This window comes from Amycolatopsis sp. NBC_01488 (assembly GCF_036227105.1).
Lineage (GTDB): Bacteria > Actinomycetota > Actinomycetes > Mycobacteriales > Pseudonocardiaceae > Amycolatopsis.
This window is the reverse complement of sequence record NZ_CP109434.1, coordinates 7,920,445-7,944,233: the sequence shown is the minus strand read 5'-3', so window position 1 is coordinate 7,944,233 and position 23,789 is coordinate 7,920,445. Positions and strand designations below refer to the sequence as shown.

The 23,789-nt window shown below is 72.7% G+C and carries 18 protein-coding genes; 12 read left to right on the top strand and 6 right to left on the bottom strand.

Annotated elements, in window-relative coordinates; genetic code table 11:
• Position 1 precedes the first annotated feature (1 nt).
• Positions 2–694 carry a flavin reductase family protein gene (locus OG738_RS37265; protein ID WP_329056950.1) on the top strand — a complete coding sequence of 231 codons (693 nt, stop codon included), beginning with the start codon at positions 2–4 and terminating at the stop codon, positions 692–694.
• Positions 695–1,056: 362 nt separating this feature from the next.
• Here OG738_RS37265 and OG738_RS37260 read toward each other — a convergent pair whose 3' ends face one another.
• Positions 1,057–1,986, bottom strand: a complete 930-nt coding sequence (locus OG738_RS37260) for a hypothetical protein (RefSeq protein WP_329048059.1) — start codon at positions 1,984–1,986, stop codon at positions 1,057–1,059.
• Between the two features lie 94 nt (positions 1,987–2,080).
• Between OG738_RS37260 and OG738_RS37255 the strand changes: the two genes are divergently transcribed.
• The 9 genes from OG738_RS37255 (at position 2,081) to OG738_RS37215 (ending at position 14,283) form a co-directional block, all read left to right on the top strand.
• Positions 2,081–3,013 carry a 2-dehydropantoate 2-reductase gene (locus OG738_RS37255; protein ID WP_329048058.1) on the top strand — a complete coding sequence of 311 codons (933 nt, stop codon included), beginning with the start codon at positions 2,081–2,083 and terminating at the stop codon, positions 3,011–3,013.
• 150 nt (positions 3,014–3,163) lie between these two features.
• Positions 3,164–4,006 (top strand): ESX secretion-associated protein EspG, encoded by an 843-nt coding sequence (locus OG738_RS37250; RefSeq protein WP_329048056.1) that lies wholly within the window; start codon positions 3,164–3,166, stop codon positions 4,004–4,006.
• Positions 4,007–4,026: 20 nt separating this feature from the next.
• Entirely contained in the window at positions 4,027–4,494 is a 468-nt protein-coding gene (locus tag OG738_RS37245) for a hypothetical protein (protein ID WP_329048054.1), read from the top strand.
• An 8-nt stretch (positions 4,495–4,502) separates the two neighbouring features.
• The gene (locus OG738_RS37240) at positions 4,503–6,479 is read left to right on the top strand and encodes a WXG100 family type VII secretion target (RefSeq protein ID WP_329048052.1); all 1,977 of its coding nucleotides are present in this window, start codon (positions 4,503–4,505) and stop codon (positions 6,477–6,479) included.
• A gap of 4 nt (positions 6,480–6,483) precedes the next feature.
• Positions 6,484–6,828 carry a type VII secretion target gene (locus OG738_RS37235; protein WP_329048050.1) on the top strand — a complete coding sequence of 115 codons (345 nt, stop codon included), beginning with the start codon at positions 6,484–6,486 and terminating at the stop codon, positions 6,826–6,828.
• On the top strand, positions 6,825–7,370 hold the full coding sequence (locus OG738_RS37230; protein WP_329048048.1) for a YbaB/EbfC family nucleoid-associated protein: 546 nt from the start codon (positions 6,825–6,827) through the stop codon (positions 7,368–7,370). The genes OG738_RS37235 and OG738_RS37230 overlap by 4 nt, the downstream gene beginning before the upstream one ends.
• 34 nt (positions 7,371–7,404) lie before the next feature.
• On the top strand, positions 7,405–12,411 hold the full coding sequence (locus tag OG738_RS37225) for an RHS repeat-associated core domain-containing protein (RefSeq protein WP_329048046.1): 5,007 nt from the start codon (positions 7,405–7,407) through the stop codon (positions 12,409–12,411).
• A 55-nt stretch (positions 12,412–12,466) separates the two neighbouring features.
• Complete coding sequence (locus OG738_RS37220; RefSeq protein WP_329048044.1) at positions 12,467–13,012, top strand: GNAT family N-acetyltransferase; 546 nt, start codon at positions 12,467–12,469, stop codon at positions 13,010–13,012.
• A gap of 38 nt (positions 13,013–13,050) precedes the next feature.
• The gene (locus OG738_RS37215; RefSeq protein ID WP_329048043.1) at positions 13,051–14,283 is read left to right on the top strand and encodes an MFS transporter; all 1,233 of its coding nucleotides are present in this window, start codon (positions 13,051–13,053) and stop codon (positions 14,281–14,283) included.
• On the opposite strand, the gene OG738_RS37210 is transcribed toward OG738_RS37215, so the two are convergent.
• Both OG738_RS37210 and OG738_RS37205 read right to left on the bottom strand, forming a co-directional pair.
• Positions 14,269–15,501: an SGNH/GDSL hydrolase family protein gene (locus OG738_RS37210; protein ID WP_329048040.1), complete on the bottom strand. Its 1,233-nt coding sequence runs from the start codon at positions 15,499–15,501 to the stop codon at positions 14,269–14,271. The two genes, OG738_RS37215 and OG738_RS37210, sit on opposite strands and share 15 nt — an antisense overlap.
• Before the next feature lie 468 nt (positions 15,502–15,969).
• Positions 15,970–16,236 carry a hypothetical protein gene (locus OG738_RS37205; protein ID WP_329048038.1) on the bottom strand — a complete coding sequence of 89 codons (267 nt, stop codon included), beginning with the start codon at positions 16,234–16,236 and terminating at the stop codon, positions 15,970–15,972.
• Between the two features lie 226 nt (positions 16,237–16,462).
• On the opposite strand from OG738_RS37205, the gene OG738_RS37200 reads away from it, so the two are divergent.
• Positions 16,463–18,814 (top strand): alpha-L-fucosidase, encoded by a 2,352-nt coding sequence (locus OG738_RS37200; RefSeq protein WP_329048037.1) that lies wholly within the window; start codon positions 16,463–16,465, stop codon positions 18,812–18,814.
• A gap of 53 nt (positions 18,815–18,867) precedes the next feature.
• Here the strand turns inward: OG738_RS37200 and OG738_RS37195 are convergent, their stop codons facing one another.
• Together OG738_RS37195 and OG738_RS37190 are read right to left on the bottom strand one after the other, a co-directional pair.
• The gene (locus tag OG738_RS37195) at positions 18,868–20,403 is read right to left on the bottom strand and encodes an ArnT family glycosyltransferase (protein ID WP_329048035.1); all 1,536 of its coding nucleotides are present in this window, start codon (positions 20,401–20,403) and stop codon (positions 18,868–18,870) included.
• Positions 20,404–20,442: 39 nt separating this feature from the next.
• Positions 20,443–21,741 carry a diaminopimelate decarboxylase gene (locus OG738_RS37190; protein ID WP_329048034.1) on the bottom strand — a complete coding sequence of 433 codons (1,299 nt, stop codon included), beginning with the start codon at positions 21,739–21,741 and terminating at the stop codon, positions 20,443–20,445.
• An 81-nt stretch (positions 21,742–21,822) separates the two neighbouring features.
• Here OG738_RS37190 and OG738_RS37185 point away from each other — a divergent pair, with 81 nt between their 5' ends.
• On the top strand, positions 21,823–22,707 hold the full coding sequence (locus OG738_RS37185; RefSeq protein WP_329048032.1) for a LysR family transcriptional regulator: 885 nt from the start codon (positions 21,823–21,825) through the stop codon (positions 22,705–22,707).
• Between the two features lie 59 nt (positions 22,708–22,766).
• On the opposite strand, the gene OG738_RS37180 is transcribed toward OG738_RS37185, so the two are convergent.
• Positions 22,767–23,762: a serine hydrolase domain-containing protein gene (locus tag OG738_RS37180; protein ID WP_329048030.1), complete on the bottom strand. Its 996-nt coding sequence runs from the start codon at positions 23,760–23,762 to the stop codon at positions 22,767–22,769.
• Between the last annotated feature and the right edge of the window lie 27 nt (positions 23,763–23,789).

Genomic DNA, 23,789 nt, shown 5'->3' with positions numbered 1-23,789 from the left:
CGTGAAACCCTTTGCGCACACGCCGATCGAGCCCGGCATCCTGTACTTCGGCACCCCGGTCGTCCTGATTTCCAGCGAGAACGAGGACGGTTCCGCCAACCTGGCCCCGATGTCCTCGGCGTTCTGGCTCGGCTGGCGCGCGATGCTCGGGCTCGGTGCCCGATCCAAGACCACCCAGAACCTGTTGCGCACGCGGGAGTGCGTGCTGAACCTCCCTTCGGACGCACTCGCGGCCACGGTCGACCGGCTGGCGTTGACGACGGGTTCGGATCCCGTTCCTGCCGGGAAGGTGAAGCGTGGCTATTTCCACGTCTCCGAGAAGTTCTCGCGTGCGGGGCTGACTCCGGTTCCGTCCGAGACCGTTTCGCCGCCTCGGGTCGCCGAGTGTCCCGTTGCGATGGAGGCCGTTGTCGAGGCTGTGCATCCGATCGCTGATGAGGATTCCGCTCAGCGTGGCGGTGTGGTGGCCATCGAGGTGCGGGTTCAGCGGGTGTTCGTGCACGACGACATCCGGGTGCCGGGGAGTCCTGACCACATCGACCCGGATGCCTGGCGGCCGTTGATCATGAGCTTTCAGAAGCTTTACGGGTTGGGTCCTCAGGTTCATCCGTCGACCCTCGCTCGGATCCCGGAGCGGCTTTATCGGGGGCCGGATATCGATCGGGCTCGGTCTGTTGCTGGTTCTCGCGGCTGACGTCGCCTCTTTTTCCGCGCGGCGGTGGGCTGTGATGATCACCTGTTCGTGTGATGAACATGCGTTCGGGTGCCGGTAATCTTGGCGCATGGACGGCGAAACGGTGTGGCAAGCGTCGGTCGGCCTAGCCACTCGGCTCACGTTCGAGACCTGCAAGGGTCCGCACCCTCTCGAGCGCCTTGCAACTCAGTGTGGGCGTACGGTCTTCAGCACGGCCTGCCTCCCGACAGCGCGGGCCTCTCGCACCTCGAGTTGCTGTACCCGAAGGCAGCGCACGAATCCCACGGGCGGCGACTCTCTCGGCCGCCACACCGATCGGCTCACCCAAGCCGTCGCGTGGCGAATTCCGGGCCAGTGACCGATCACGTGGCGTCGAGCTGGGTCAGCAGGGGTGCCAATGTCCTGATTCCCGCCGTCACCGCCGCCCTTCCCTTCGCCGAGGTGATCGGCGGCTGCTGCGTCATCAGCACCACCACGTACCGGCCACCCACGATGCCCGTCGTGTTCAACACCAGGGCGTTGCGCAGGATCATCCAGCCCTGCTTGATCTGCCACGGGCGGCCCGGCAGGCCGTCCGGGATGCCGAAGTACTGGTCCCATCCGTCGTCGGCCGGGTTGCGGGCGTTGCCGAGGGCCTCGAGCAAGGGGGCTGCCACCTCGTCCGGGATCACGTCCTGCAGGTACTCGTACGTCGTCACCACGTCGGTTGCGCTCGTCTTCGCCATTCCCCACTGGGTCGGGTCCGTCGGCGGTGTTGTGTGCGTCAAGCCGATCAGGGCCGCCGTGCGGGTCACTATCGCGTTGCCGCCGTTCTGCTCCCAGAACTGCGACGCGATCGCGTCGTTGCTGCCCTCCAGCATGTCCGTCAGATCCTCCACCGCGTCCGCGTCCGGCAGGGCCCACGTTCCGTCGTTCGTGCGGACCTCGTCGATCGCGATCAGCAGCTTGACCACCGATGCCGTGTAGTACGGGCGGTCCGCGTCCACTGCCGCCAGTTCCTTGCCCGATTCCCGGTCGTACAGGACGAATCCGACGCTCGTTCCGCGGGAAGCCGCCGTCACCGCGTCGCTCACGTCGCGGGCCACCGACGACAGATCCGGGTACGGGGCCTCGGTCGTCGAGGCCACCGGGCTCACGGCCGTGTCGTCGGGGGAGTCCGATGCCGTCGGCGGGCTCGCCCGCACCGCCGCCGGGGTCACCTGGTGCCCGTCCACCGACACCGCCACGCCGGCCGTCATCGCGGCCGCCGCCAGCCCCGCGCCCGCCAGCGTCCAGCGGATTCGTCTTCCCATGCCTGGCCAACGGCCGGTGTTCCCGGATCGACCTGTCCTCGAGCTGTGTCTTGCTGTGGAGATGCTGTGGTTCGAAAAGGCGTAGCGTCACGTCGTGAGCGACGTGAAGATTCTGGTGGTCGGCGCCGGTGCGACCGGCGGGTACTTCGGCGGACGACTGGTGCAGGCCGGCCGGGACGTCACCTTCCTGGTGCGGCCGGGCCGGGCGAAGCTGCTGCGGGAACGCGGCCTGCGGATCGCCGGGCTCGGCGAGGACACCGTGCTCGAACCGGAGATCGTCGAGACCGGGACGCTCGACCGGACCTACGATCTCGTGCTGCTGGCCGTGAAGGCGACCGGCCTGACCGCGGCCGTCGACGATTTCGCGGCCGCCGTCGGCCCCGGCTCGCTGATCCTGCCGTTCCTCAACGGGCTCGCGCACCTCGACGCGCTCGACGCGCTCGACGCGCGGTTCGGCGCGGACCGGGTGCTCGGCGGGGTCGCCAAGGTGCAGACCACCGTCGACGACGACGGCGCGATCCGGCGGCTCGGCCCGCTGCAGAGCCTGGCCTACGGGGCCCGCTCGGAGCCCGCGCCCGAAAAGCTCGCCGACGTCGATGCTGCCTTGCGGGACGCCGGGTTCCCCGCCGTCCTGGACCCGCGGATCACCGAGTCGATGTGGTCGAAGTGGGTGTTCATCGCGGCGATCGGCGCGGTGAACACCCTGCTGCGCGCCACGATCGGCGACGTCGTCGCCGTGCCGGGCGGCACGGAGTTCGCCGAAGCCGTCGTGGCCGAAGCGGCCGCCGTCGCCGAAGCCGCCGGGTACCCGGTGCCCGCCGCCGACCTCGCCGCGACGCGCAAGGCCGTCACCGACCCCGGGACGGGCGGATCTTCGCTCTACCGCGACCTGCTCGGCGGTCACTCGGTCGAGGGCGACCAGATCTTCGGCGATCTCACCGCGCGTGCCCGTGAGCTGGGCGTTGCCGTCCCGCTTCTCGATCTCGTCACCCTGCAGCTGCGCGTGCACCAGCACCGCATCGGGTGACGTCGTCACCGATCGCGCTTTTGCCCGCACAGGCCGGGGATCGTGGTCTTTCGGGCACCCGCGTGGCGGCGCCGACGCCCGTTCCCCGGGCACTGCTAACCTTCGGCAGGAGAGTTGCTTGAGGGTTTGACAAAGAAGCAGCGAGGGGAAATGGCGGACAGGTTCGAGTTCGTCCTCGAGGTCGTCGAAGCCCTCGTCGTCGGCCGTGCTACCGGTGGCGACGTCCGGCGCTACCCGCTGCGCGCGGGCAACCTCCCGGCGGACCCGGTGCGGTTCGTGCGGGTCGCGCGCCAGGTGTACGACGCGCTCGAGGAACGACGGCTTTCCGTGTCGGGCGAACTGCACCCCGGGGTGCGGACGGCGTTCGAGCTGCTGGCCGAGCCGCGCGTTTCGGTTGCGGTGAGCGGGATCGACGGCCTCGGCGCCGACGTCGCCGTGCTGGTGGTCACCGACGGCGCCCAGGCGCTCGGCATCACCCAGGCCCCGGACACCGACGAGCTGCTGTTCTCGCTGTTCGCCGACGAGGACCTGGTCGAGGTCGTCACCGGCGTGCTGCCGCCGGCCCCGGCCGCGACCACCGGCAAGCACGTCGTGCACCGCGCCGCCGGGCGCGAGGTCTCGGCCATGGCGGCGAAGCGGATCGCGGACGCCGAGTTCGACGAGGAAGAGACCGACGCCTTCGGCATGATCGAGGTCAAGGCCGTGGTGCGACCCGGCCGGCGGCCCGCGGCGCCGAAGCCGTCGGACGTCGCGGTGCTCGAGCGGGTGCTGGCCGAGCCGCGGCTGGGCGGCGGCCACATCGCCGTCAGCGCGCAGGGCAGGCGCGGCGAGCGCCTCGCGGGTGAACCGCTGAGCTGGCTCGACACCGCCGACGGCCGTTACCTGGTGCACACCACGACCGGCGAGTCGGGCGAGCTCACGGCCGAATACGTGCCGGCCGGCCGCGCCGATCTCGCGCGCGCGATCCGCGAAGCGATCGCCGCCGTCTACTGACCGGGAAGGAACAGCTTCTGATGACGGAAGAGACCGAGGCGGCGGCCCAGGCTCTCCAGGCGACCGCGCAGCTGCAGTCCGCGACGACCCCCGAGACGAAGGCGCTCGCGGCGGTCCGCGTCGGCCTCGCCGGCGCCCAGCTGAAGCGGCTCGCGCAGTCCGGTGGCTTCGCCATCGACGACACCACGGGCAACCAGCTGATCGAGGCCCTCGAAGGCGTGCTCGAGTCGCTCGAGCAGCGCTGGGCCAACCTGCAGCGGCTGCACGACGCGCCGGCGATGAGCAGGACCGCGACCGGCCAGTGGGTGTCCGCGCACATGGTGAGCACCGCGGCCGACGAGCACGGCCTGGTCACCCAGCTGCAGGCCGCCCGCCAGGAGTTCCCGACCTACATCGAGGCCATCAAGCTGGCCAAGCAGAACTACAAGTCCCGGGAAGAGACCACGCGCACGACGCTGACCTCGCTCCCGACCGCCGACCAGAGCTGAGGGAGACCGTGGCAGCCACCGCCGAGTCCGTGTCGGACCCCTCGTCGCCGGACTACAACCCGCGCAGCCCGCTCTACGACGTGACGGCCGATTCGTCGTCCAAGTACTACGTCGGGCCGCTGACCACGGACAACTCGCCTTCGGGCGACGAGATCCGCGAGATGGCCACCAAGCAGATCGACGACGAGATCCGGGCCGGCTGGCTCGGCCCCGCCGTCGACCCGGTGCTGCGCGACAAGAAGATCCAGGAGCTCTACCAGCAGCACCTCGACGACGCCAAGCACGGCCTCGACGACGGCCTCGCCATGCGCGAGAACGGCGGCGCCCCGAAGACGCTGTGGGCCAACGCCAGCCACGAGCAGATGAACGACGCCATCACGCAGGACGCCAACCCGGCGACCGTCGCGGAGACGTCGGAGGAGTGGGTGCGCGTCGGCAACGACCTGGGCACCCACCAGCAGACCCTGGCCAGCGCGATCAACGCGAGCACCAGCAACTGGCAGGGCCATGCCGGTGACGCCGTCCGCCAGCACCTCGCCGGCGTCGGCAAGTGGCTGGGCGCGACCGCGCAGGGCGCGACGCTGGCCGGGCGCCAGCAGGAGATCCACTCGCAGGCGCTCAACGAGACCCAGCGGCAGATGGCGGCCAACCCGCCGGTGCAGTTCGACCTGCAGAGCACCAACCAGCGGCTGATGTCGATGACCGACCCGGTGCAGTACGCGGCGGCGGCCGGCGAGGCCATGCAGACCTACCGGGCGCAGACGGCCGCCCGGGACCACGCGGCGCAGATCATGACGCAGTACGACGACACGATCGGCGGCGCGGTCGCCACGCCGCGGTTCCCCGCCCCGCCGAAGCTCCCGACGGCCACCGCGTCGCCGCGCCTGGCCGGCACCCCGGCCTCGGGCGGCGCCGGGACGGGCGGTGCCCAGCCGCTGATGCCGCGGACCGCGACGGACCCGGCGCTCGACCCCACGGCGGCGGGCCGGACCCCGGCCGGCCTCGACGCGGCCGCGCTCGACGGCCCGGGCGGCGCCGGCGGCAGCGGCGCCTACGGCGGCGCGGGCATCCCGGGCGGCGGCTCGGGAACCGGCGGCTCCGGCTTCTCCGGCAGTGGCCTCCCCGGCAGTGGTATTCCCGGGAGCGGCATCCCGGGTGACGGCTCGGGCGGTTCCGGTTTCTCGGGCAGCGGGATCCCCGGTGGCGGCAGCGGCGTGGGCGGCAGTGGCATCGGCGGCTCGGGCGGCTCCGGCTTCACCCCGCCGAACTTCGACACCCCCGGCACGCCGGGTGGCGGCAGCTTCACCGGCGCGGGCATCCCCGGCTCGTCGATGCCGATCGGCGGCGACTCGACGACGTCGGCCGGCTTCACGCCCTCCGGCATCGGCGGGAGCACCGGCGGCGGTGGCTACACGCCGCCGTCGATCCCCACCATCCCGGACGTCTCGGGCGGGGGCGGCGGCAGCATCCGCGGCGGCAGCCCGCTCCCCGGCTTCCCCTCGCCCGGCATCGACCCGCTCACCGGCCTGCCGCTCGGCACCGGCCCGGGCGGCATCCCCGGCGGGGGTGTCGGCACCGGCAAGATGCCGACCGTCGGCCGGGGCGGCGGGATCAACGGCGAAAGCATCGCGAGCCGGCTCGGCGGCATCGGCGGTGGCGGGGCCGGCGGCGGCATCGGCGGCGCCGGTGCCGGTGGCGCGGGCATGCGCGGCGCGGGCAGCCTGAGCGGCGGCGCCGCGTCCGGCGCGGCCGCGGAGGCCGAAGCGGCCGCCGCGCGGAACGCGGGCATGGGCGGCAAGGCCGGTGCGGCGGGCAGCCCGGGCATGGGCGGCATGGGTGCCGGTGCCAAGGGCGGCAAGAAGGAAGACGACAAGGAACACAAGGCAGCCGACTACCTCGAGAGCGACGACCCGAACTTCTTCGCGGGCGAAGAAGCGGTGGCGCCCCCGGTGATCGGTGACTGGAAGAACCAGGATTGGAAGTGAGCGCATGACGGCCGCAGGCTTCGAGGTAGAGCCGGACGAGCTGGTCGCGCACGCGAGCCACGTCGAGAGCCTGGTGGACCGGCTCACCACGGCGGCGTCCGCGGCCGACACGGCGATGTCGGACCACGCCTACGGGCTGCTGTGCGCGTTCCTCCCGCCGATCATCCGGCCGACGGGGGAGAAGGCGAAGGAAGCGCTGGACGCGTCGACGGAAGGCGTGCGCGGGCTCTCCGACAACGTCAAGACCGCGGCGCAGTCCTACCGCGACGGTGAAGAGGGCAACGCCCAGCCGTTCGAACGGCAGCTGACAGCCGCGCCGCGCACGGCGGAAGTGCGGGCGCAGGCATGACGAGCCCGAACAACGGCCTGGGCGACCTGATCCGGGACCCGGACGAGACCATCCGCCGGATGGACGACTGGGCGGCCGGGTTCGCGGCCAAGGCCGAGCGCTACCAGGCCGCGCAGGAGCAGACCGAACGGCTGCGGCTGACCGCGAGCAGCGGCGACGGCGCCGTGAGCGTCACGGTCGGCGCCGACGGCACGGTCACCGACCTGACGTTCGGCACCAAGGTCAAGTCGTTCCCGCTGGAGGAGCTCTCCCGGACGATCCTGGCCACGATGCGCCGGGCGCAGGCCGGCATCGCCGACAAGGTGGCCGGGGTGATGACCGAGCAGCTCGGCGACGAGGACCGCGAGACCCGCGCCGCGCTGCTCGACTCGCTGCGCGGCCGGTTCCCCGACCCGGACGAGCCGGACGACGCGCCACCGCCCGCCGAGCCGGGCCCCGTGCCGCCGTCCCCGGCGGGCGGCACGGCGGCCCCGCCGCCGCCGGCCCCGCCGCCGTCGCGGCGGCGCACGGACCCCGACGAGGACGACAACAACCCCTGGTGACCCGGCCGATCGTGGCCGGCAGGAAGGCTTCACAGTGAGCAATCCGCTGGTCGCGGAGACCAAGGACTCGACCAAGGCGTACTCCGGCATTTCGTTGCTGGAATCGGCGAACGACCTCAAGTCGGCGATCGAGTCGGGTGACTGGGCGTCGGTCGCGATGGGTGCGGTCGGGACGGCGCTGGATGCGTTGTCGATGGCGATGGATCCGTTCGGCGCGATCCTGGCTGCCGGGGTGGGGTGGTTGATCGAGCATGTCGGACCGTTGAAGGAAGCGCTGAACGGGCTGACCGGCAACGCCGATGAGATCGCCGCGCAGTCGGAGACGTGGAAGAACGTCGCCACGGAACTGGGCAGCATCGGCGAGGACCTCACCGGCATGGTCAAGACCGACACGGCGTCCTGGACCGGCACCGCCGGAGACGCCTACCGCCAGCGTGCGCAGGACACGGTGACGTTGCTGGAGACGGCGCAGAAGGGCTGCGAGGGTGCGTCCAGTGGGGTGAAGACGGCGGGTGAGGTCGTCGGTGCGGTGCGGGCGTTGGTGCGGGACATCATCGCGGAGCTGGTCGGGCATTTGATCAGCTGGGCGTTGCAGGTGGTGTTCACGCTGGGGATCGGGATGACGTGGGTCGTGCCGCAGGTGATCAATGCGGTGGCGAAGACGGCGTCGAAGATCGCGGATCTGGTCAAGCGGTTGGTCAAGGCGTTGCAGGCGTTGATTCCGCTGCTGAAGCGGGCCGGTGATCTGTTCGCGGATGCGGCCAAGGCGTTGAAGAACATCAAGCCGGGCAAGGCCGCGCCGAAGCCGAAGAGCATCGACATCAAGGGCAACCCCAAGGGGCTGGACGGGCCGAAGGGCAAGGGCGGGCCGGACGCGCCGCCGCCGAAGACCGACCCGCCGCCCACTTCCAAGGGGGACGGCACGACGCCGTCGGGCGCGCACGGCGACGGCACGACGCCGTCCGGCGCGAAAGGCGGCCCCGACGCGCCCCCGAAGGCCGACCCGCCGCCCGCGTCCAAGGCACCGGACGAGCCCCCGAAGTCCCCGGACCCCACTCCGGACGGCCCGACCGGGTCCCGCGGCCTCGACGGCCCCGGCTCCGGCGGCAAGGGCAAGGACAGCCCGCCGCCGCTGAAGGACGAGAAGCCGAACCCGCGCTCGCAGGACAACCTGCGCTGCGTGAACGACCCGATCGACGTCTCCAGCGGCCAGATGGTGCTGAGCGAGGTCGACGCCGAGTTCCTCGGCGTGCTGCCGCTGGTCCTCGAGCGGACCCACTTCTCGGCCCGCCGCGCCGGCCGGTGGTTCGGCGCGAGCTGGGTGTCCACAGTGGACCAGCGGCTGGCCGTCGACGGCACCGGCGTCACCTTCGCCGCGGCCGACGGCACGATCCAGGCGTTCCCGCACCCGGTCGTCGGCGGGTGGACCACCGCCGGCCAGGGGCCCGACCGCCGCCTGACCCGCACCGACGACGGCGGCTACCTGATCGAGGACTTCGCGCGGGCGCTCGTGCTGTACTTCGCGCCCGGGGGCCCGGAACTGCCGCTGACCTCGGTCACCGACCGGCACGGCAACCGGATCGCGTTCGAGCACGACGAGCACGGCGTGCCCACCGCGATCCGGCACAGCGGCGGCTACGCGGTCCGGGTGGAGACCGACGGCGGGCTCGTCGCGGCCCTGCACGCGGCCGCCGCCGACGGCACCGAGGTCGAGCTGATGCGGTACGCCTACACCGACGGCAGGCTCACCGCGGTGACCAACGGCTCTGGGCTGGCGTTCCGGTACACCTACGACGCGGCGGGCCGGATCATCGGCTGGACCGACCGCAACGGCGAGTGGTACCGCTACACCTACGACCACAGTGGACGGTGCGTGCGCACCGAGGGTGCCGGGGGCTTCTTCACCGGCACCATGGCCTACGACACCGAGCACCGCGTCACCTACTCGACGGACTCGCTCGGGCACACCACCGAGTTCCACCTCAACGAGGCCGGCCAGGTCGTCAAGGAGGTCGACCCGCTCGGCGGCACGATCGTCAACGAGTGGGACGCCCACGACCGCCTGCTGCGCCAGACCGACCAGCTCGGCCGCACCACCGTCAACACCTACGACGACGCGGGCAACCTCGCCGCCATCACCCGGCCCGACGGCGCCGTGATCACCTTCGAGCGCAACGGTTTCGGCCTGCCGCTGACGATGACCGAGGCGCCGGGCGTCGTCACGCGCTGGGAGTACGACGAGCGCGGCAGCCTCACCGCGGTGACCGACCCGGCCGGTGCCACCACCCGCTACACCTACGACGACGCGGGCACCGTCGCCGCCGTCACCGACGCGCTCGGCAACACCCTGCGCGTCGAGACGGACGACAGCGGCCTGCCGATCGCGACCACCGACCCGCTCGGCGGCGTGACACGCTACGAGCGCGACCTCTTCGGCCGCGTCCGCGCCATCATCGACCCGCTGGGCGGCGTCGAGCGCTACGGCTACACGGTCGACGGCCGGCTCGCGTGGCACCGGCACGCGAGCGGCGCCGTCGACCGCTGGGTCTTCGACGGCGAGGGCAACGACGTCGCGCACACCGACGCGGCCGGCGCGACGACCCGGGCGGAGACCACGCACTTCGACCTGCCCGCGGCCCGGATCCAGCCGGACGGCACCCGCGTCGAGTTCGCCTACGACACGCGGCTGCGGCTCACCGCCGTCACGAACGAGCAGGGGCTCGTCTGGCGCTACGAGTACGACGCCGCCGGGAACCTGGTGCGCGAGACGGACTTCGCCGGCACCGCCGTGGACTACCGTTACGACGCCGCCGGGCAGCTCGTCGCCCGGACGCACGCGGGGGAGACGACGACGTTCCGCCACGACCTGGTGGGCAACGTGGTCGAGCACACCTGCGGCCCGGTCACGACGCGGTACGCGTTCAGCACGACCGGCCACCTGCTCGAGGCCGACGACGGCCGGACCAAGGTGACCTTCCAGCGCGACGCCGCGGGCCGGATCACCGCCGAAACCGTCGGCGGCCGGACCGTCGAGTCCGGCTACGACGCGCTCGGCCGCCGGATCCGGCGCCGGACACCGTCGGGCGCGGAGACCGTGTGGGAGTACGACGCGCAGGACCGGCCGCTCGCCGTGCACGCGGCCGGCCGGACCCTGCGGTTCGAGTACGACCCCGCCGGGCGTGAAGTCCGCCGGGTGCTCGGTTCCGGTGCGGCGATCAGCCAGGCGTGGACCGCGGACACCCAGCTGCTGTCCCAGACGATCACCAGCGCGACGGGGCAGCTCGGCCAGCAGCGCGCCTACGCGTACCGGCCGGACGGCGCGCTGACCGGCGTCCAGGACCGGCTCACCGGGCCGCGCGGCTTCACGCTGGACCAGCGCGCCCGCGTCGTCGGCGTGCAGGCACCGCGCTGGTCCGAGCGGTACGCCTACGACGCCGCGGGCAACGTCACCGACGCCGTGTGGCCCGCATCGGCGGCCCAGGACGCGGTCGGGCCCCGCTCGTTCGCGGGCTCGGTCGTCCGGACGGCCGGGCGCACCCGCTTCGCGCACGACGAGCGCGGCCGCCTCGTGCTCCGGGAGAGCGAGAGCGCGGGGACCTGGCAGTACGCCTGGGGCCCGCAGGACCGGCTCACCGGGGTGCGGACGCCGGACGGCACGCAGTGGCGCTACACCTACGACCCGCTCGGCAGGCGGATCGGCAAGGAACGGCTCGCCCCGGACGGCGTCAGCGTCGCCGAGCGCGTCGACTTCACCTGGGACGACCAAGTGCTCGTCGAGCAGGCCCACGCGGACGGCACCGGCGGCCGGGTCACCGTCTGGGACTACGAGCCGGACAGCTTCCAGCCGGTGCTCCAGCGCGAACGGCTGTTCCGCTCGCCGCGGGAGCCGCTCGGCGAGCAGTTCCACGTCGTCGTCGCCGACCCGTCGGGCGCGCCCACCGAGCTCGTCGACGACCGCGGCGCCGTCGCCTGGTTCGCCCGGCTGAGCCTGTGGGGCGCCACCGTCGAGGAGACCCGGACCGCGACCGGCACGCCCCTGCGGTTCGCCGGCCAGTACTTCGACGCCGAAAGCGGGCTGCACTACAACTTCTTCCGCTACTACGACCCGTCGACCGGGCGGTACGCCAGCCCGGACCCGATCGGGCTCGGCGCCGGGCCCAACCCGCACGCCTACGTCGAGAACCCGCACGCGTGGGTCGACCCACTCGGGCTCGCCCCCGGCAGCTGCAAGAACGGCGGCACGAGCGCGCAGGGCGCCGCGGGCGGGACGGGCGGCGGGAAGCCGAACCTGAAGATCAACACGAACGTGCCGAACAACGTCGGCACGGACCATTCGCCGGGCGGGCGGCTCTACCAGCAGATGTCGCCGGCCGGGAAGTACGGCGCGAAGAAGCCCAGCGGGGCCCAGAAGTACGACCGGCGGACCGCGGCCGGGTACGAGAACCCCAAGCACGACCACGGCAACATGCTCCCGCTGTGGAAGGACGCCGCGCTGTCGCCGGTCCCGGCGGGGAAGGCGGCCGACAAGAAGTGGCTGATGGACCCGAACCGCCGCTTCGACACCAAGCAGCCCGGCGAGTCCTACACCGGCGCGAGCGGCAACGAGATCAAGGGCCACAAGAACGGCGTGCTCGGGCACGACGAGGCCGCCGGGTCGAACTGGAACCGGGAAGGGATGGGGCGGAGCCGCAAGGAGAACCTGGAGCACAACCGCCAGGAGAGCACCTACCACGGCATCGAGTCCAAGGAGCGCTCCAACGCGAGCGGCGCGCACGAAGACCGCTACAAGAGCCCGCACCCCGGCGACAACGCGCACCGCTCGTACTGGGACCGCAACGACCCCGGGTTCGCCCAGCAGGGTGGTCCGTGGCACTCGTGGGAAGAGGTCAAGCCGCAGCCCGGCGCCGCTCCGCAGCCCGGACCGTCCGGGGCCGGGCCGTCGAACCCGAAGCCGGTGCACACGCCACCGGGCTCGCCGGACGGCTCCCCGCCGGCCAAGCGGCCGCGGCGGGACGACTCCGACACCGACATGGACGGCTGACGCGGGGGCGCGGCCACCGCTCGACAGACGGCGTCCGGGGGTCGACACTGGGCCGATGACCGGCCTGATCACCGGAAGCCGCGTCCGCCTGCGCCCCGCCGCAGCCGCGGACGCCGCCCGGTTCGAGGAGATCCTGTCGCACCCGGACATCGCCCGCTGGTGGGCGGACGCCGAGGAACCGGTGGCCGCCCAGGTGTCCTACCTGCTGGACCCCGACGAGGGCACCACGACCTACGCCATCGAGCACGCCGACGGCACCGGCACCGTCGTGGGCATCGAGCTGGCCTTCGAGGAAGCCGACCCGCAGTACCGGCACGCCGGCATCGACATCGCGGTCCACCCGGACTGGCAGGGCCAGGGCCTCGGCTCGGACGCGATCCGGACGCTGGCCGAGCACCTGTTCACCGTGCGCGGGCACCACCGGCTGGTGATCGACCCCGCGGCGGACAACAAGTCCGCGATCCAGCTCTACCAGTCGCTCGGCTTCCGGCCGGTCGGCACGATGCGCTCCTACGAACGCGGCCCGGACGGCAGCTGGCACGACGGGCTGCTGATGGACCTGCTGGCCGAAGATCTCGTCCCCGCGCTCGCCGGCACGTGAGCGCGCCGGTCGCGGCACGGCAGCTGCGGCGGGTTGCCGTGGCAAGCGCGATCGGGACCACGATCGAGTGGTACGACTACTTCATCTACAGCACGGCGACGGCGCTCGTGTTCGGCAAGCTCTTCTTCACGTCGCTCTCGCCCGCGTCCGGCACGCTCGCCGCGTTCGCGACGCTCGGCGTCGGGTTCCTGGCCCGCCCGGTCGGCGGAATCCTGTGGGGCCACTTCGGCGACCGCGCCGGCCGCAAGGCGATGCTGGTGCTGTCGCTGCTCCTGATGGGCGTGGCCACCGTCGGCGTCGGCCTGCTGCCGACGTACTCCGCGATCGGCGTCTGGGCCCCGATCCTGCTGCTCGTCCTGCGGCTGCTGCAGGGGCTGAGCGCGGGCGGCGAGTGGGGCGGGGCGTCGCTGATGGCCGTCGAGCACGCGCCGGCCGGGCAGCGTGGCCGGTACGGCGCGTTCTCGCAGATCGGCGTCCCGGCCGGGCTGATCCTGGCGCAGTTGCTGTTCTTCGTCCTCGGCCGCACCCTGACCGACGCGCAGTTCGCGGCGTGGGGCTGGCGGGTGCCGTTCCTGGCGAGCATCGTGCTCGTCGGCGTCGGCCTGGTGATCCGGCTGCGGATCGAGGAGTCGCCGGTGTTCGCGCTGCTGCGCGAGGAGGACGCCCGCAGCAGCCGGCCGATGGTCGACGTCCTGCGCGAGCGACCCCGGGCACTGCTGGTCGCGTCGGGCAGCTTCATCGCGAACACCGCGATCGGGTACATCTTCCTGGCGTACCTGCTGTCCTACGGCACGTCGGTGCTGAAGATCGACCGCACCACGCTGCTGGTGGTCGTCATCGTGGGCAGCGTGACGTGGCTGGCGAGCATCCTCGTCACGGCGGCGTGGTCGGACCGGGTCGGCCGCAAACCCGTGTACCTGGCCGGATCGGTGCTGCTGGTCGGCTGGCCGATCCCGTTCTTCCTGCTGGTGGACACGAAGGCCACGGTCTGGCTGATCGTCGCGGTGGTGGTGCTGAACCTCGGCCTCGGCGCGACGTACGGGCCGCAGTCGGCGTTGTTCGCGGAGCTGTTCGAGCCGCGGTACCGCTACAGCGGCGCGTCGTTCTCCTACGCGGTGGGCGCGGTGCTCGGCGGCGGGTTCGCGCCGCTGATCGCGACGGCGTTGCAGACCGCCACCGGGACTTCGCTTTCGGTGTCGCTCTACCTCGTCGCGGTGGCGCTGCTCAGCTTGGTGGCCGTGCTGTTCATCCCGCGCTCACAGCCGGTCTAGGCGGACTGCGGCGGCCATGCGCGCGTAGCCCGCGTCGCCCGGGTGGAGGTGGTCGCCGGAGTCGTAGGCGGGCAGCATCCGCAGCGGGTCGGCCGGGTCGCGGACGGCGGCGTCGAAGTCGACGACACCGTCGAAGACGCCACTGGTGCGGATGAAGGTGTTCACCGCGGTGCGCGTGGCTTCGAGGGTCGCGTCGTAGACCTGCCAGCCCTTGAACGGCGTGAGCGTGCCGCCGAGGACGCGGATGCCGCGCGCGTGCGCCTGCGTCACCAGCTGGCGGTAGGCCGAGGTGATCGCGTTCGGGTCGGTCTGGTGCGGGTCCTGCTGGATGTCGTTGATGCCTTCCAGCACGATCAGCGTCCGCACGCCGCCGACGCTCAGCACGTCGCGGTCGAAGCGGGACAACGCGTTCTGGCCGGCGCCGGACCCGGGCACGTCGAGCAGCAGCCGGTTGGCGCTGATGCCTTCGTTGAGGACGCCGAAGCGGCCGTGCAGCCGGTCGGCGAGGTAGTCGGGCCAGCGGTGGTTGGCGCCGGCGACCGAGCCGACGCCGTCGGTGATCGAGTCGCCGAGCGTCACGACCGAGGCCTCGGCACCGCCTTGGACGTCGACGCCGGAAACGTAGTGCCACACCGAGGTCTGCTCGGTGTAGGGCGTACCCGACTCGCTCCCGGCGAAGTCGCCCGCGCGGGTGAAGTAGGACGTCTGCGACGCGGCCGGGTGGTAGGTGACCGGGCCGGACTTCGTGGGCACGTAGGTCGTGACGAGCAGGTTCGCGTCCGCCGGGATCCGCACGTCCGCCGGGTCGCTCAAGGCTTCGGCGCCGGCCGGGACGACGACGCTCGGCGCGCCGCCGAAGGTCAGCGACCGCAGCGTGCCGGGCACGGCATCGGGACCGGTGGCCTGCACGGCGATGGTGACGTGCCCGAAGGTCAGGGGCGCGGCCCCGAAGGCGTTCGAGAGGTGGACGCGCGTGCGGCCGCCGCCGGCACTGGTGTGCACGACGTTGCGGATCGAGAAGCCGGGGTAGCCGTCCGGGGTGTTCGCCACGGCGGCCGCGGGCGCGGCGGCCCAGGTGCCGACCCAGCCGTTCACGGCGTGCTCGGCGGCTGGGACGGCATTCGGTGAATCGGCACTGGCCGGCTTGGCACTGCCGGACGTCGTGAGGATGCCGAACCCCGCCAGGACTGCCGCGCTCACGGCCAGGAAGCGTCGCATGCACTCACAGTGGCGCGGCTGCTCCGGCCCAGGGACCGCTGATCAGGTGAGCGAAGCGGACAAGATCCCGGACAGTCCCCGGGAGCCGGGGGCGGGCCCGTCCGGGATTCTGGGGATGCCGGACGGGCCCGCGCGAGGAGGCCGTTGCCGCGACGGCCGCTCGCCGGAGTGCCCGGTCCCGATCGGGCGGAGGCTGGCCCGGATCGGTGCGTCGTGGCGACCCCGGAGGGCGTGTGCGAGACGCCCTCACCCCATGCACGGCCGGTGGTGCGGGGCGGTTCAGCGCAGCGCGCGATTTGGCCGCGAATCGCGGTGCGGCCGGGTCGCGGCGCGGCGTGGCCGGGCTCGCCGAGCGGTGGCAGCCGGTCCGAAGGGGAGCCGTCGTCACCCAGCCGCAGACGCCGCGGCGAACCGGCCGTGCACACGCCGATGGCCCGGCTCGCGAGCCGGGCCGTCCGGGGCGGAACTTCAGGCGGCGGCGGGGACATCTCCGCCCAGGGCCTGGTGGCCCGCGGCGGTCAGCTCCGCCGGGGCCCACTGGCCCGGTGCCGGCGTGCCGACGGCGCGGATCAGCCCGGCACGGGCCAGGTCGTGGGCGGTGTTCTGGTCGCAGCAGGACAGCCCGTCCACGCGGAGGTCGGGTTCACAGCTGCAGCGGAGCTCGGCGCGCCCGTCGCCGATCGCCTTGAGCATGGCGATCGCGCGACGGCTCAGCGCGTTCGGGTAGGGGGACATCGGTCTGGCCTTTCGGTGCGGCTGGTCGTGGCGGCGAGTGCTGCAGCTCTCACTGAGGACTACGCGCTGGACATGAGCGAGGTTCACTTCGATCGCCCCTTGACACGACGAGGGTCAGCGAGCAGGGTCAGTCATCGGATGAATCAGCTCCGCCAACGGCAGATCGGCCAGCTACGGGCGAACTCTGTCGTCATTCCGCCGTAGTCATCCGATCCCTGGAGGTTCAGTGACGACCTTCCCCCGCCGTCAAGCTCTCGGCATCGCCCTGGGCGGTGCCGTCGCGCTCAGCGCCGCCGGCCTCAGTCCCGCCGGTGCGGCCGTGCCCGTCGACGCCGCTCCGGACAGCCCCGGCACCCCGATCGTCCCGCCCCCGCCACCCGTCCCGGTCGCGCTCGACGCCTGGTTCTCCAACGACGGCATCGACAGCGCGTCGGCCGGCGGGGGCGACTTCGACGGCTCCGGCTACACGTTCCCGGCCGAGCACCTGCCCGCCGGGCAGACCACGACCGTCGGCGGCGTCCCGTTCACGCTCGGGTCCGCGGCCGCCGGCGCCAAGAACGACATCGCCGCCACCGGCCAGACGATCGACCTGCCGAAGGGGCGCTACTTCGTCGCCTACTTCCTGGTCGCCGCCAGCTACGGCGCCACCGGCGGCACGGCGACGGTGCACTACGCCGACGGCACCACCAGCACCGGCTCGCTCTCCGGCCCCGACTGGTACAGCGGCTCGGGCGCCCTGGTCTCGCCCTTCCGCTACGCGCCCGGCGGGGTCGTCGACAACAACCCGGTTTCCCTGGCCATCGGCCAGGTCTGGGTCGACCCGGCCCGCGAAGCCGTCGCCCTGACGTTGCCCACGACCGCGAACCCGGCGCCGAACGTGTCCAGCCTGCACGTCTTCGCGCTCACGCTGCAGCCGGTGGCCGTCGGCCGTTCGGCGCTGATCCTCGACGGCCGCTCGACGGCGAACATCCTGTCCGACGGCGGCCCGCAGGCCGCCGAGGCGACCGTCGTCAACGCGGGCACGGTGTGGCTCGGGGCCGGCGACCGGATCTCCGTCACCGTCGACGTCCCCGGTGGCCGGACGACCGTGCCGGCGAGCATCCGCGCGCTGGCGCCGGGGGAGCAGGCGACCGTCCGGCTCGGGCTCGCGCCGAACGCGTCCGTGCCGCCCGGAACCACCACGAACGGCCAGATCCGCGTCACGGCCGGCCGCGGCACCCTCGCCACCCAGCAGGTCCCGATCACCCTCGGGATACCGGACTTCCGGCCGACCGACGCGTCGTTGTCGACGCACCGCGCGCCCTATTGGTTCACCGACAGCAAGTTCGGCATCTTCATCCACTGGGGTGTGTACGCGGTGCCCGCGTGGGCGCCGGTCGGGCAGCAGTACGCGGAGTGGTACTGGCAGAACCAGCAGGACCCGAACGGCGCGACCTACGCCTACCACCGGGAAAAGTACGGCGAGAACTTCGTTTACGACGACTTCATCCCGATGTTCACCGCGGCGAAGTTCGACCCGCGCAGCTGGCTGAAGCTGATCGCCGACGCGGGTGCCGAGTACTACGTCCTGACGTCCAAGCACCACGACGGCTTCGCGTTGTGGGACACCAAGGTCAGCGACCGCAACGCCGTGAAGCTCGGCCCGAAGCGCAACGTCATCGCCGAACTGTTCGCCGCGTCGCGGAAGTACACCCCGCAGCTGCGCAACGGCCTGTACTTCTCGCTGCCCGAGTGGTTCAACCCGGACAACCCGTGGATGGGCCACGCGCCGCGCAACCCGTACACCGGCGCGCCGGTGCCCTACACCGGCTACACCGCCGGGAAGGACTTCGTCCGCGACTACCAGGCGCCGCAGGTGCTCGAGCTGATCTCGGAGTTCGACCCGGACGTCCTGTGGTTCGACATCGGCGGCGTCAACGACAGCCGGACCGTGCTCACCGAGTACTTCAACCACGCGAAGAACCGCAAGCGCCCCAAGGACGTCACCTACAACGACCGCGGTGGCATCCCCGACCACGACTTCACCACGCCGGAGTACACGACGTACCCGAACACGGTGGTGGCGAAGTGGGAGGCGAGCCGCGGCCTCGACCCGTTCTCCTACGGCTACAACCGCGCGACCCCCGACGACCGGTACATGACGGCGGAGGAGGTCGTCCGCACGCTCGTCGACATCGTGTCGAAGAACGGCAACTTCCTGCTCGACATCGGCCCGGACTTCGACGGCACGATCCCGGACGTCATGCAGCAGCACCTGCGCGACGCGGGTGCGTGGCTGAAGGTCAACGGCGAGGCCATCTACGGCACGACCTACTGGTCGCGGATGGCCCAGCTCGGCGACCTGCGGTTCACGGTGAAGCAGAACGAAGCGTTCTACGTGCACTCGCTGGTGGCGCCGGGCAGCAGGCTGGTGGTCGACGCACCGGTGCCGATCCGCTCCGGTGACCGGGTGACGCTGCTCGGGTACCGCGGGAACCTGCACTGGACGGTGGAGAACGGCTCGCTGGTGATCGACGTCCCGGCCGCGGCCCGGCAGGCGGGCCGGTTCGCCTGGGTGTTCAAGATCGCCTGGAGCTAGCTGCCGGTGTTCTTCCCACCGCACCGCGGGCTCGGTGTGGTGGGAAGAACGCGTCAGTAGAACCGGCGCAGGGCCGGCCACGCCGTCGACCACGGCTCGGTCAGCGTGCACAGCGAGAGCACGACGCCTTCTTCGTCGTTGTCGACGCCTTCGGCGTTGTGCTGCTTGGCCACCGCGTGGCAGCCGGTGAGCAGCCGCGACGCGGGCGAGCCGCGCTCGAAGCCGCCGACGACCAGCACCGGGCCGACCAGCCGGTCCGGCGGCGGACCCCAGTCGGCGTAGGACATGTGCGGCGAGTACGGCTGGGGCAGCCCGCGCGCGGGCCCGTAGTGCTCGATCGCGCCGGCCTCGCCGTAGTTCCCGGTGACGATCACCGCGGTGTCCCGCTCGGTGGCCGGGATCCGCGCCCACGCCGCGGCGACGGCGTCGGCGAGCTCCGGCCAGCCGACCTGCTCGCCGGGTTCCTTGTTGATCGCCAGCAGCGGGCCGTTCAGTGACGGCGGCGGCACGATCGGGAGTCCGGTGAGGACGGACACCGCCGCGCCCACGACGGCGGCCGCGCCGGTCAGCACCCGCCGCGTCACCCGGCCGCGGCCGAGCCACCGCAGGGCCGGCTCCGCGCCGAGCGCCACCAGCGGCAGCAGCAACGGCACCGAGTAGTACGGCTTCCCGCCCAGAACCAGCAGTTCGACGCAGACGACCGGGTAGGCGATCGCGAGGGCGCGGGCCCAGTGCAGGCCGGGATCGCGCCACGGCCGCACGAGCCCGGCGATCCACACCGGCACCAGCACGGGCGAGAGGTAGACCAGCTGCATCGGCACGAACAGGACGCGGTTCTCGACGCCGTCGTCGTCGCTGATCCCCCCGGCGACGGTGAGCATCGGCCAGCCGTGCGCCGCCTGCCAGACCACGATCGGGGCGGCCAGCACGACGGCGATGCCGACGCCGGCCGCGAGCCACCACGTCCGCAGCACCCGGCGCGGTCCCGCGGCGGCCACGCCGATGCCCAGCCCGGACAGCAGGAGCAGGACCAGCCACTTGTTGGCCAGCCCGATCCCGGCCGCCGCGCCGACGGCGAGCCACCACCGGCCGTCGCCGGTGCGCAGGAGCTTCACCCCGAACAGCGCGATCAGCGACCACAGCAGCATGTCCGCGGAGTTGGTGGCCAGCATGTGCGAGACGACCAGGACGTACGCGGAGAGCGCGGTCGCGAGGGCGGTGAACAGCTGCGCGCCGCGGCCGCCGCCGAACTCGCGGGCGATCAGCGTGACGACCACGACGGTCGCCACGCCGAGCAGGGTCGCGGCCACGCGCAGGCCGCTCGGCGTCTCGCCGAACAACGCCGTCGACACGCGTGCGAGCCACGGCGTGATCGGCGGGTTGTCGACGTAGCCCCAGTCCGGCCGGTGGCCGGCCGCGACGAAGTACAGCTCGTCGCGGTGGAAGCCGTAGCGGCCCGACAGCGCGGTCAGGATCACCGCCTGCACGGCGACGACGAGGCCCACCGGCAGTGCGGCGAACCGCGGCAGCTGTGCCGACCGGGCTTCCGGCCCGGGCCCCCGAAAAGCTCGCGTACGACCGGCCCCCATGGCAGTCTCCCCTCGCGTGCCCGGATCGTACGCCGGAGATCACGCTTCCGGGAGCGCTCCGACGTGTTCGGCGCCCGCGTCCGCGACCAGCTCGGCCACGGACTGCGCGCGGCGGATCGGCGTGAACCGGACGTCACCGCGCTCGTCGACCGTGAAGCCGTGCACGGCCGGGCGTGGCAGCGTGTTGTAGGCGTAGTGCGCGCCGAAGTAGTAGGCGCCGGTGTCGTGGGCGACGACGAAGTCGCCCGGCTCCAGCAACGGAAGCGGCCGTTCCTTCGCCAGGAGGTCGCCCGCGAAACACAGCGGCCCGGCGACGTCCTGCGGCACCTCGGGCCCGGTCTTCGGGGTGCCGGTGGCGTCGAGCGCGGTCAGCCGCAGCGGCCAGTGCTCGGGCTGGAGCACCGTGCGGGCCGCGACCTGCGCACCCGCGTGCGTCACGGCGATGGGCCGCCCGCCCGCGACCTTCGTGTACTCGACGGTGCTGACGAGGAAGCCGTTCTTCGCCAGCAGCGACCGGCCGAACTCCGTGACGAACGAGTAGTGCCCGTCGGCGAGGGCCGGGACCTTCGCCAGAAGGGTCGCTACGTAGTCGGCGTAGGTCGGGCCCGGGGCGTCGGAGGCGAAGTTCACCGGCAGGCCGCCGCCGAGGTCGAGGCTGGTGACCTGCCGGTACCCGGCCTCGGTGTTGATTTCTTCGGCAAGCGCGTGCACCGCGGCGACGCCGTCGGCCATCAGCTCCGGCGGGCAGCCCTGCGAGCCGACGTGGACGTGCAGCCGGGTCAGCCACGGTCGTCGCATGAAGGCTTCGATGATCGCGGACCGGTTGTCCCGCAACGGAATGCCGAACTTCGACGTGGTGGTCGCGGTGCTGGTGCCGTCGATCCGCCCGGCGCCGACCTGGGGGTTGATCCGCAGGCCGAGCACCGAGCGTGGGGCATCCTCGACGAGCGCGTCGAGCCGGGCGAGTTCCTGGAAGTTGTCGGCGTTGATCGCGGTGCCCTCGCTCAGGGCGTGCGTCAGTTCGGCGATGGTCTTGGCGGGGGAGTCGAGGACGAGCCGGGAGCCGCGCAGGCCGGCGGCTTCGGCGACCGCCGTCTCGCCCGGACTGGCGACTTCGGCGTCGACCCCGAGGTCGGCCAGGTACCGCAGGACGGGCGCCAGGCCGCACGCCTTGGCGGCGACGGTGTGCTGGACGCGCCCGAGTGGCGCGAACGCCTTGGTCAGGTCTTCGACGGCCTCGCGGATCCCGGCGAGGTCGACGAACCCGGCGAGCGGATCGAGGAGGTTCCGGTCCGTGGCGGCGGCGAGGGCGCGGAGCTTGCGGTCGGTGCGGTTCACGTCCCCAGTCTCGGGCCGGCGGTGCGGACCGGTCCAAGACTTCGTCCCTCTTGATCTATAGGCCGGTCCTATAGTGGCTGGGTGGACCTGCGCCGTTGGCACTACTTCGCCGTGCTCGCCGAGGAGATGCACTTCACGCGGGCGGCCGCGCGGCTGTTCGTGTCGCAGCCTTCGCTGAGCCAGCAGATCCGGGCGTTCGAAGCCGAGCTGGGCGTGGCGCTGCTCGACCGTTCGGGCCCGCGGTTCGCGCTGACGGAGGCCGGTCGCGTCGCGGCGGCGGAGGCACGGGAGCTGCTGGGCCGCCTGGACCGCGCGCGCGGGGTGATCGCCGCGGCCGGCCGTGGCGACGCCGGGCGGCTCCGGATCGCGTACACACGCTCGGCGCCGGGTCCGCTGGCCGCTGACCTCGTGGCGGCCTACCGGGAGCGGTATCCGGACGTCTCGCTGGCGCTCGAGACGGGGTGGACGAGCCTGAACCTGGCCCGCTTGGCCGCGGGGGAGATCGACGTGGGCTTCGTCCGGCCGCCGGTGGTTTCGCCGGGGATCGAGGTGGCGGTCGTGGGGTCGGAGGAAGTGCTGATCGCATTGCCGTCGGCGCACGCGCTGGCCCGGCGCCGCGGGCGGCTGCGGCGAGCGTGGATCGCCGCGGAACCGGTGGTGTTCTGGCCGCGCTCGAACGGGCCGGGCCAGTACGACGCGATCAGCGCACAGGTCTGGCCGGGCGGGGTGCCGCGGATCGTGCGCGAGGAACCGGAGGACGAGCAGCTGGTGCGCGCGGTCGCGGAGGGCGCGGGCATCGCGGCGGTCCCGGAACACCGCGCCCGCGCCTTGCGCCGACGAGGAGTCGTCCTGCGGCGGCTGGAAGAGCCGGCACCGGTGATCGACCTGGGGCTGGCTTGGCGGAGCGGGGCGGTGGCACCGGTGGTACGCGCATTCGTGGACCTGGCCCGCGGCGCGCGCGAGTAAGTGGCGGCGTGAGCTGCGCACCGACTCCGCTTGGGTGCCTGCCGCGCCGCCGGTCCGCGTCAGTCGCAGGTCTTCAGGACCGCGTCCGCCACCTCGCCCAGGTGGGCCGCCGCGCTGTGGCCGGACACCAGCCGGTCCGTCAGGTACGCGAACGCCACCCGGCGCACCGGGTCCGCCCAGGCGATGCAGCAGTTGCTTCCGTTGTGGCCGAACGTCTCCCGGCCGCTCGACGTCCCCATCGGCCGGCCCGCCCCGCCCAGCTGGAAGCCCTGTGCCCAGCGGATGCGGGTGCCGATCGTCCGGTCGATCACCGCGTCGCCCGACGGCCGGCGGGCCTCCGTCACCGCGGGCGACGCGAAACCGTCCAGCAACGCCTGGTAGAACGTCGCCAGGTCGCGGGCCGTCGTCGAGATGCCCGCGGCCGGGATCACCGCCCGGCGGACCGAACGGCGGTTGACCATCCGGGCCGTCACCGGGCCGCCCAGGCCGTAGCCACGGACGGGGACCCGCCGGGGCCACAGCGACGCGGGCAGGCCGAGGTGGGTGTCGGCGAGACCCAGCGGGGCCAGCACCTCCGACCGCAGCAGCGTGGCCACCGGAACGCCGGACAAGCGCCGGACCAGCTCGCCGAGGAGGTGGCCGTACACGATCGGCTGGTAGGCGGCCACGGTCCCGGGCGGCCACCGGAGCGGCGCGCGCTCGATCGCCCGGACCGCGCGCGGCCAGTCGGTCATCGTGAGCGCGTCGCCCGCGAAACCGCGAGCCGTCGCGAAGCCGGACCGGTGCGTGAGCACCTGCCGGATCGTCACCGCCCCCTTGCCGCCGCCCGCGAACTCCGGCCAGTACCGGGCCACCGGCGCGTTCAGGTCCAGGACCCCGCTCGCCGCCAGCTGGTGCACGAGCAGCGCCACGAACGGCTTGCTCGCCGAGAAGATCCAGAACAGCGCGTCCGGTGGGCCGCCGACGTCGATGTCGAGCAGCGTCCGGCCGTCCCGGAGCACGCACAGGCTCGCCCGCGCTCCGCGGGCGCGCACCAGTTCGGCGACGTGGATCACCCCGGCGAGGCTACCCGCGCGGCGTAT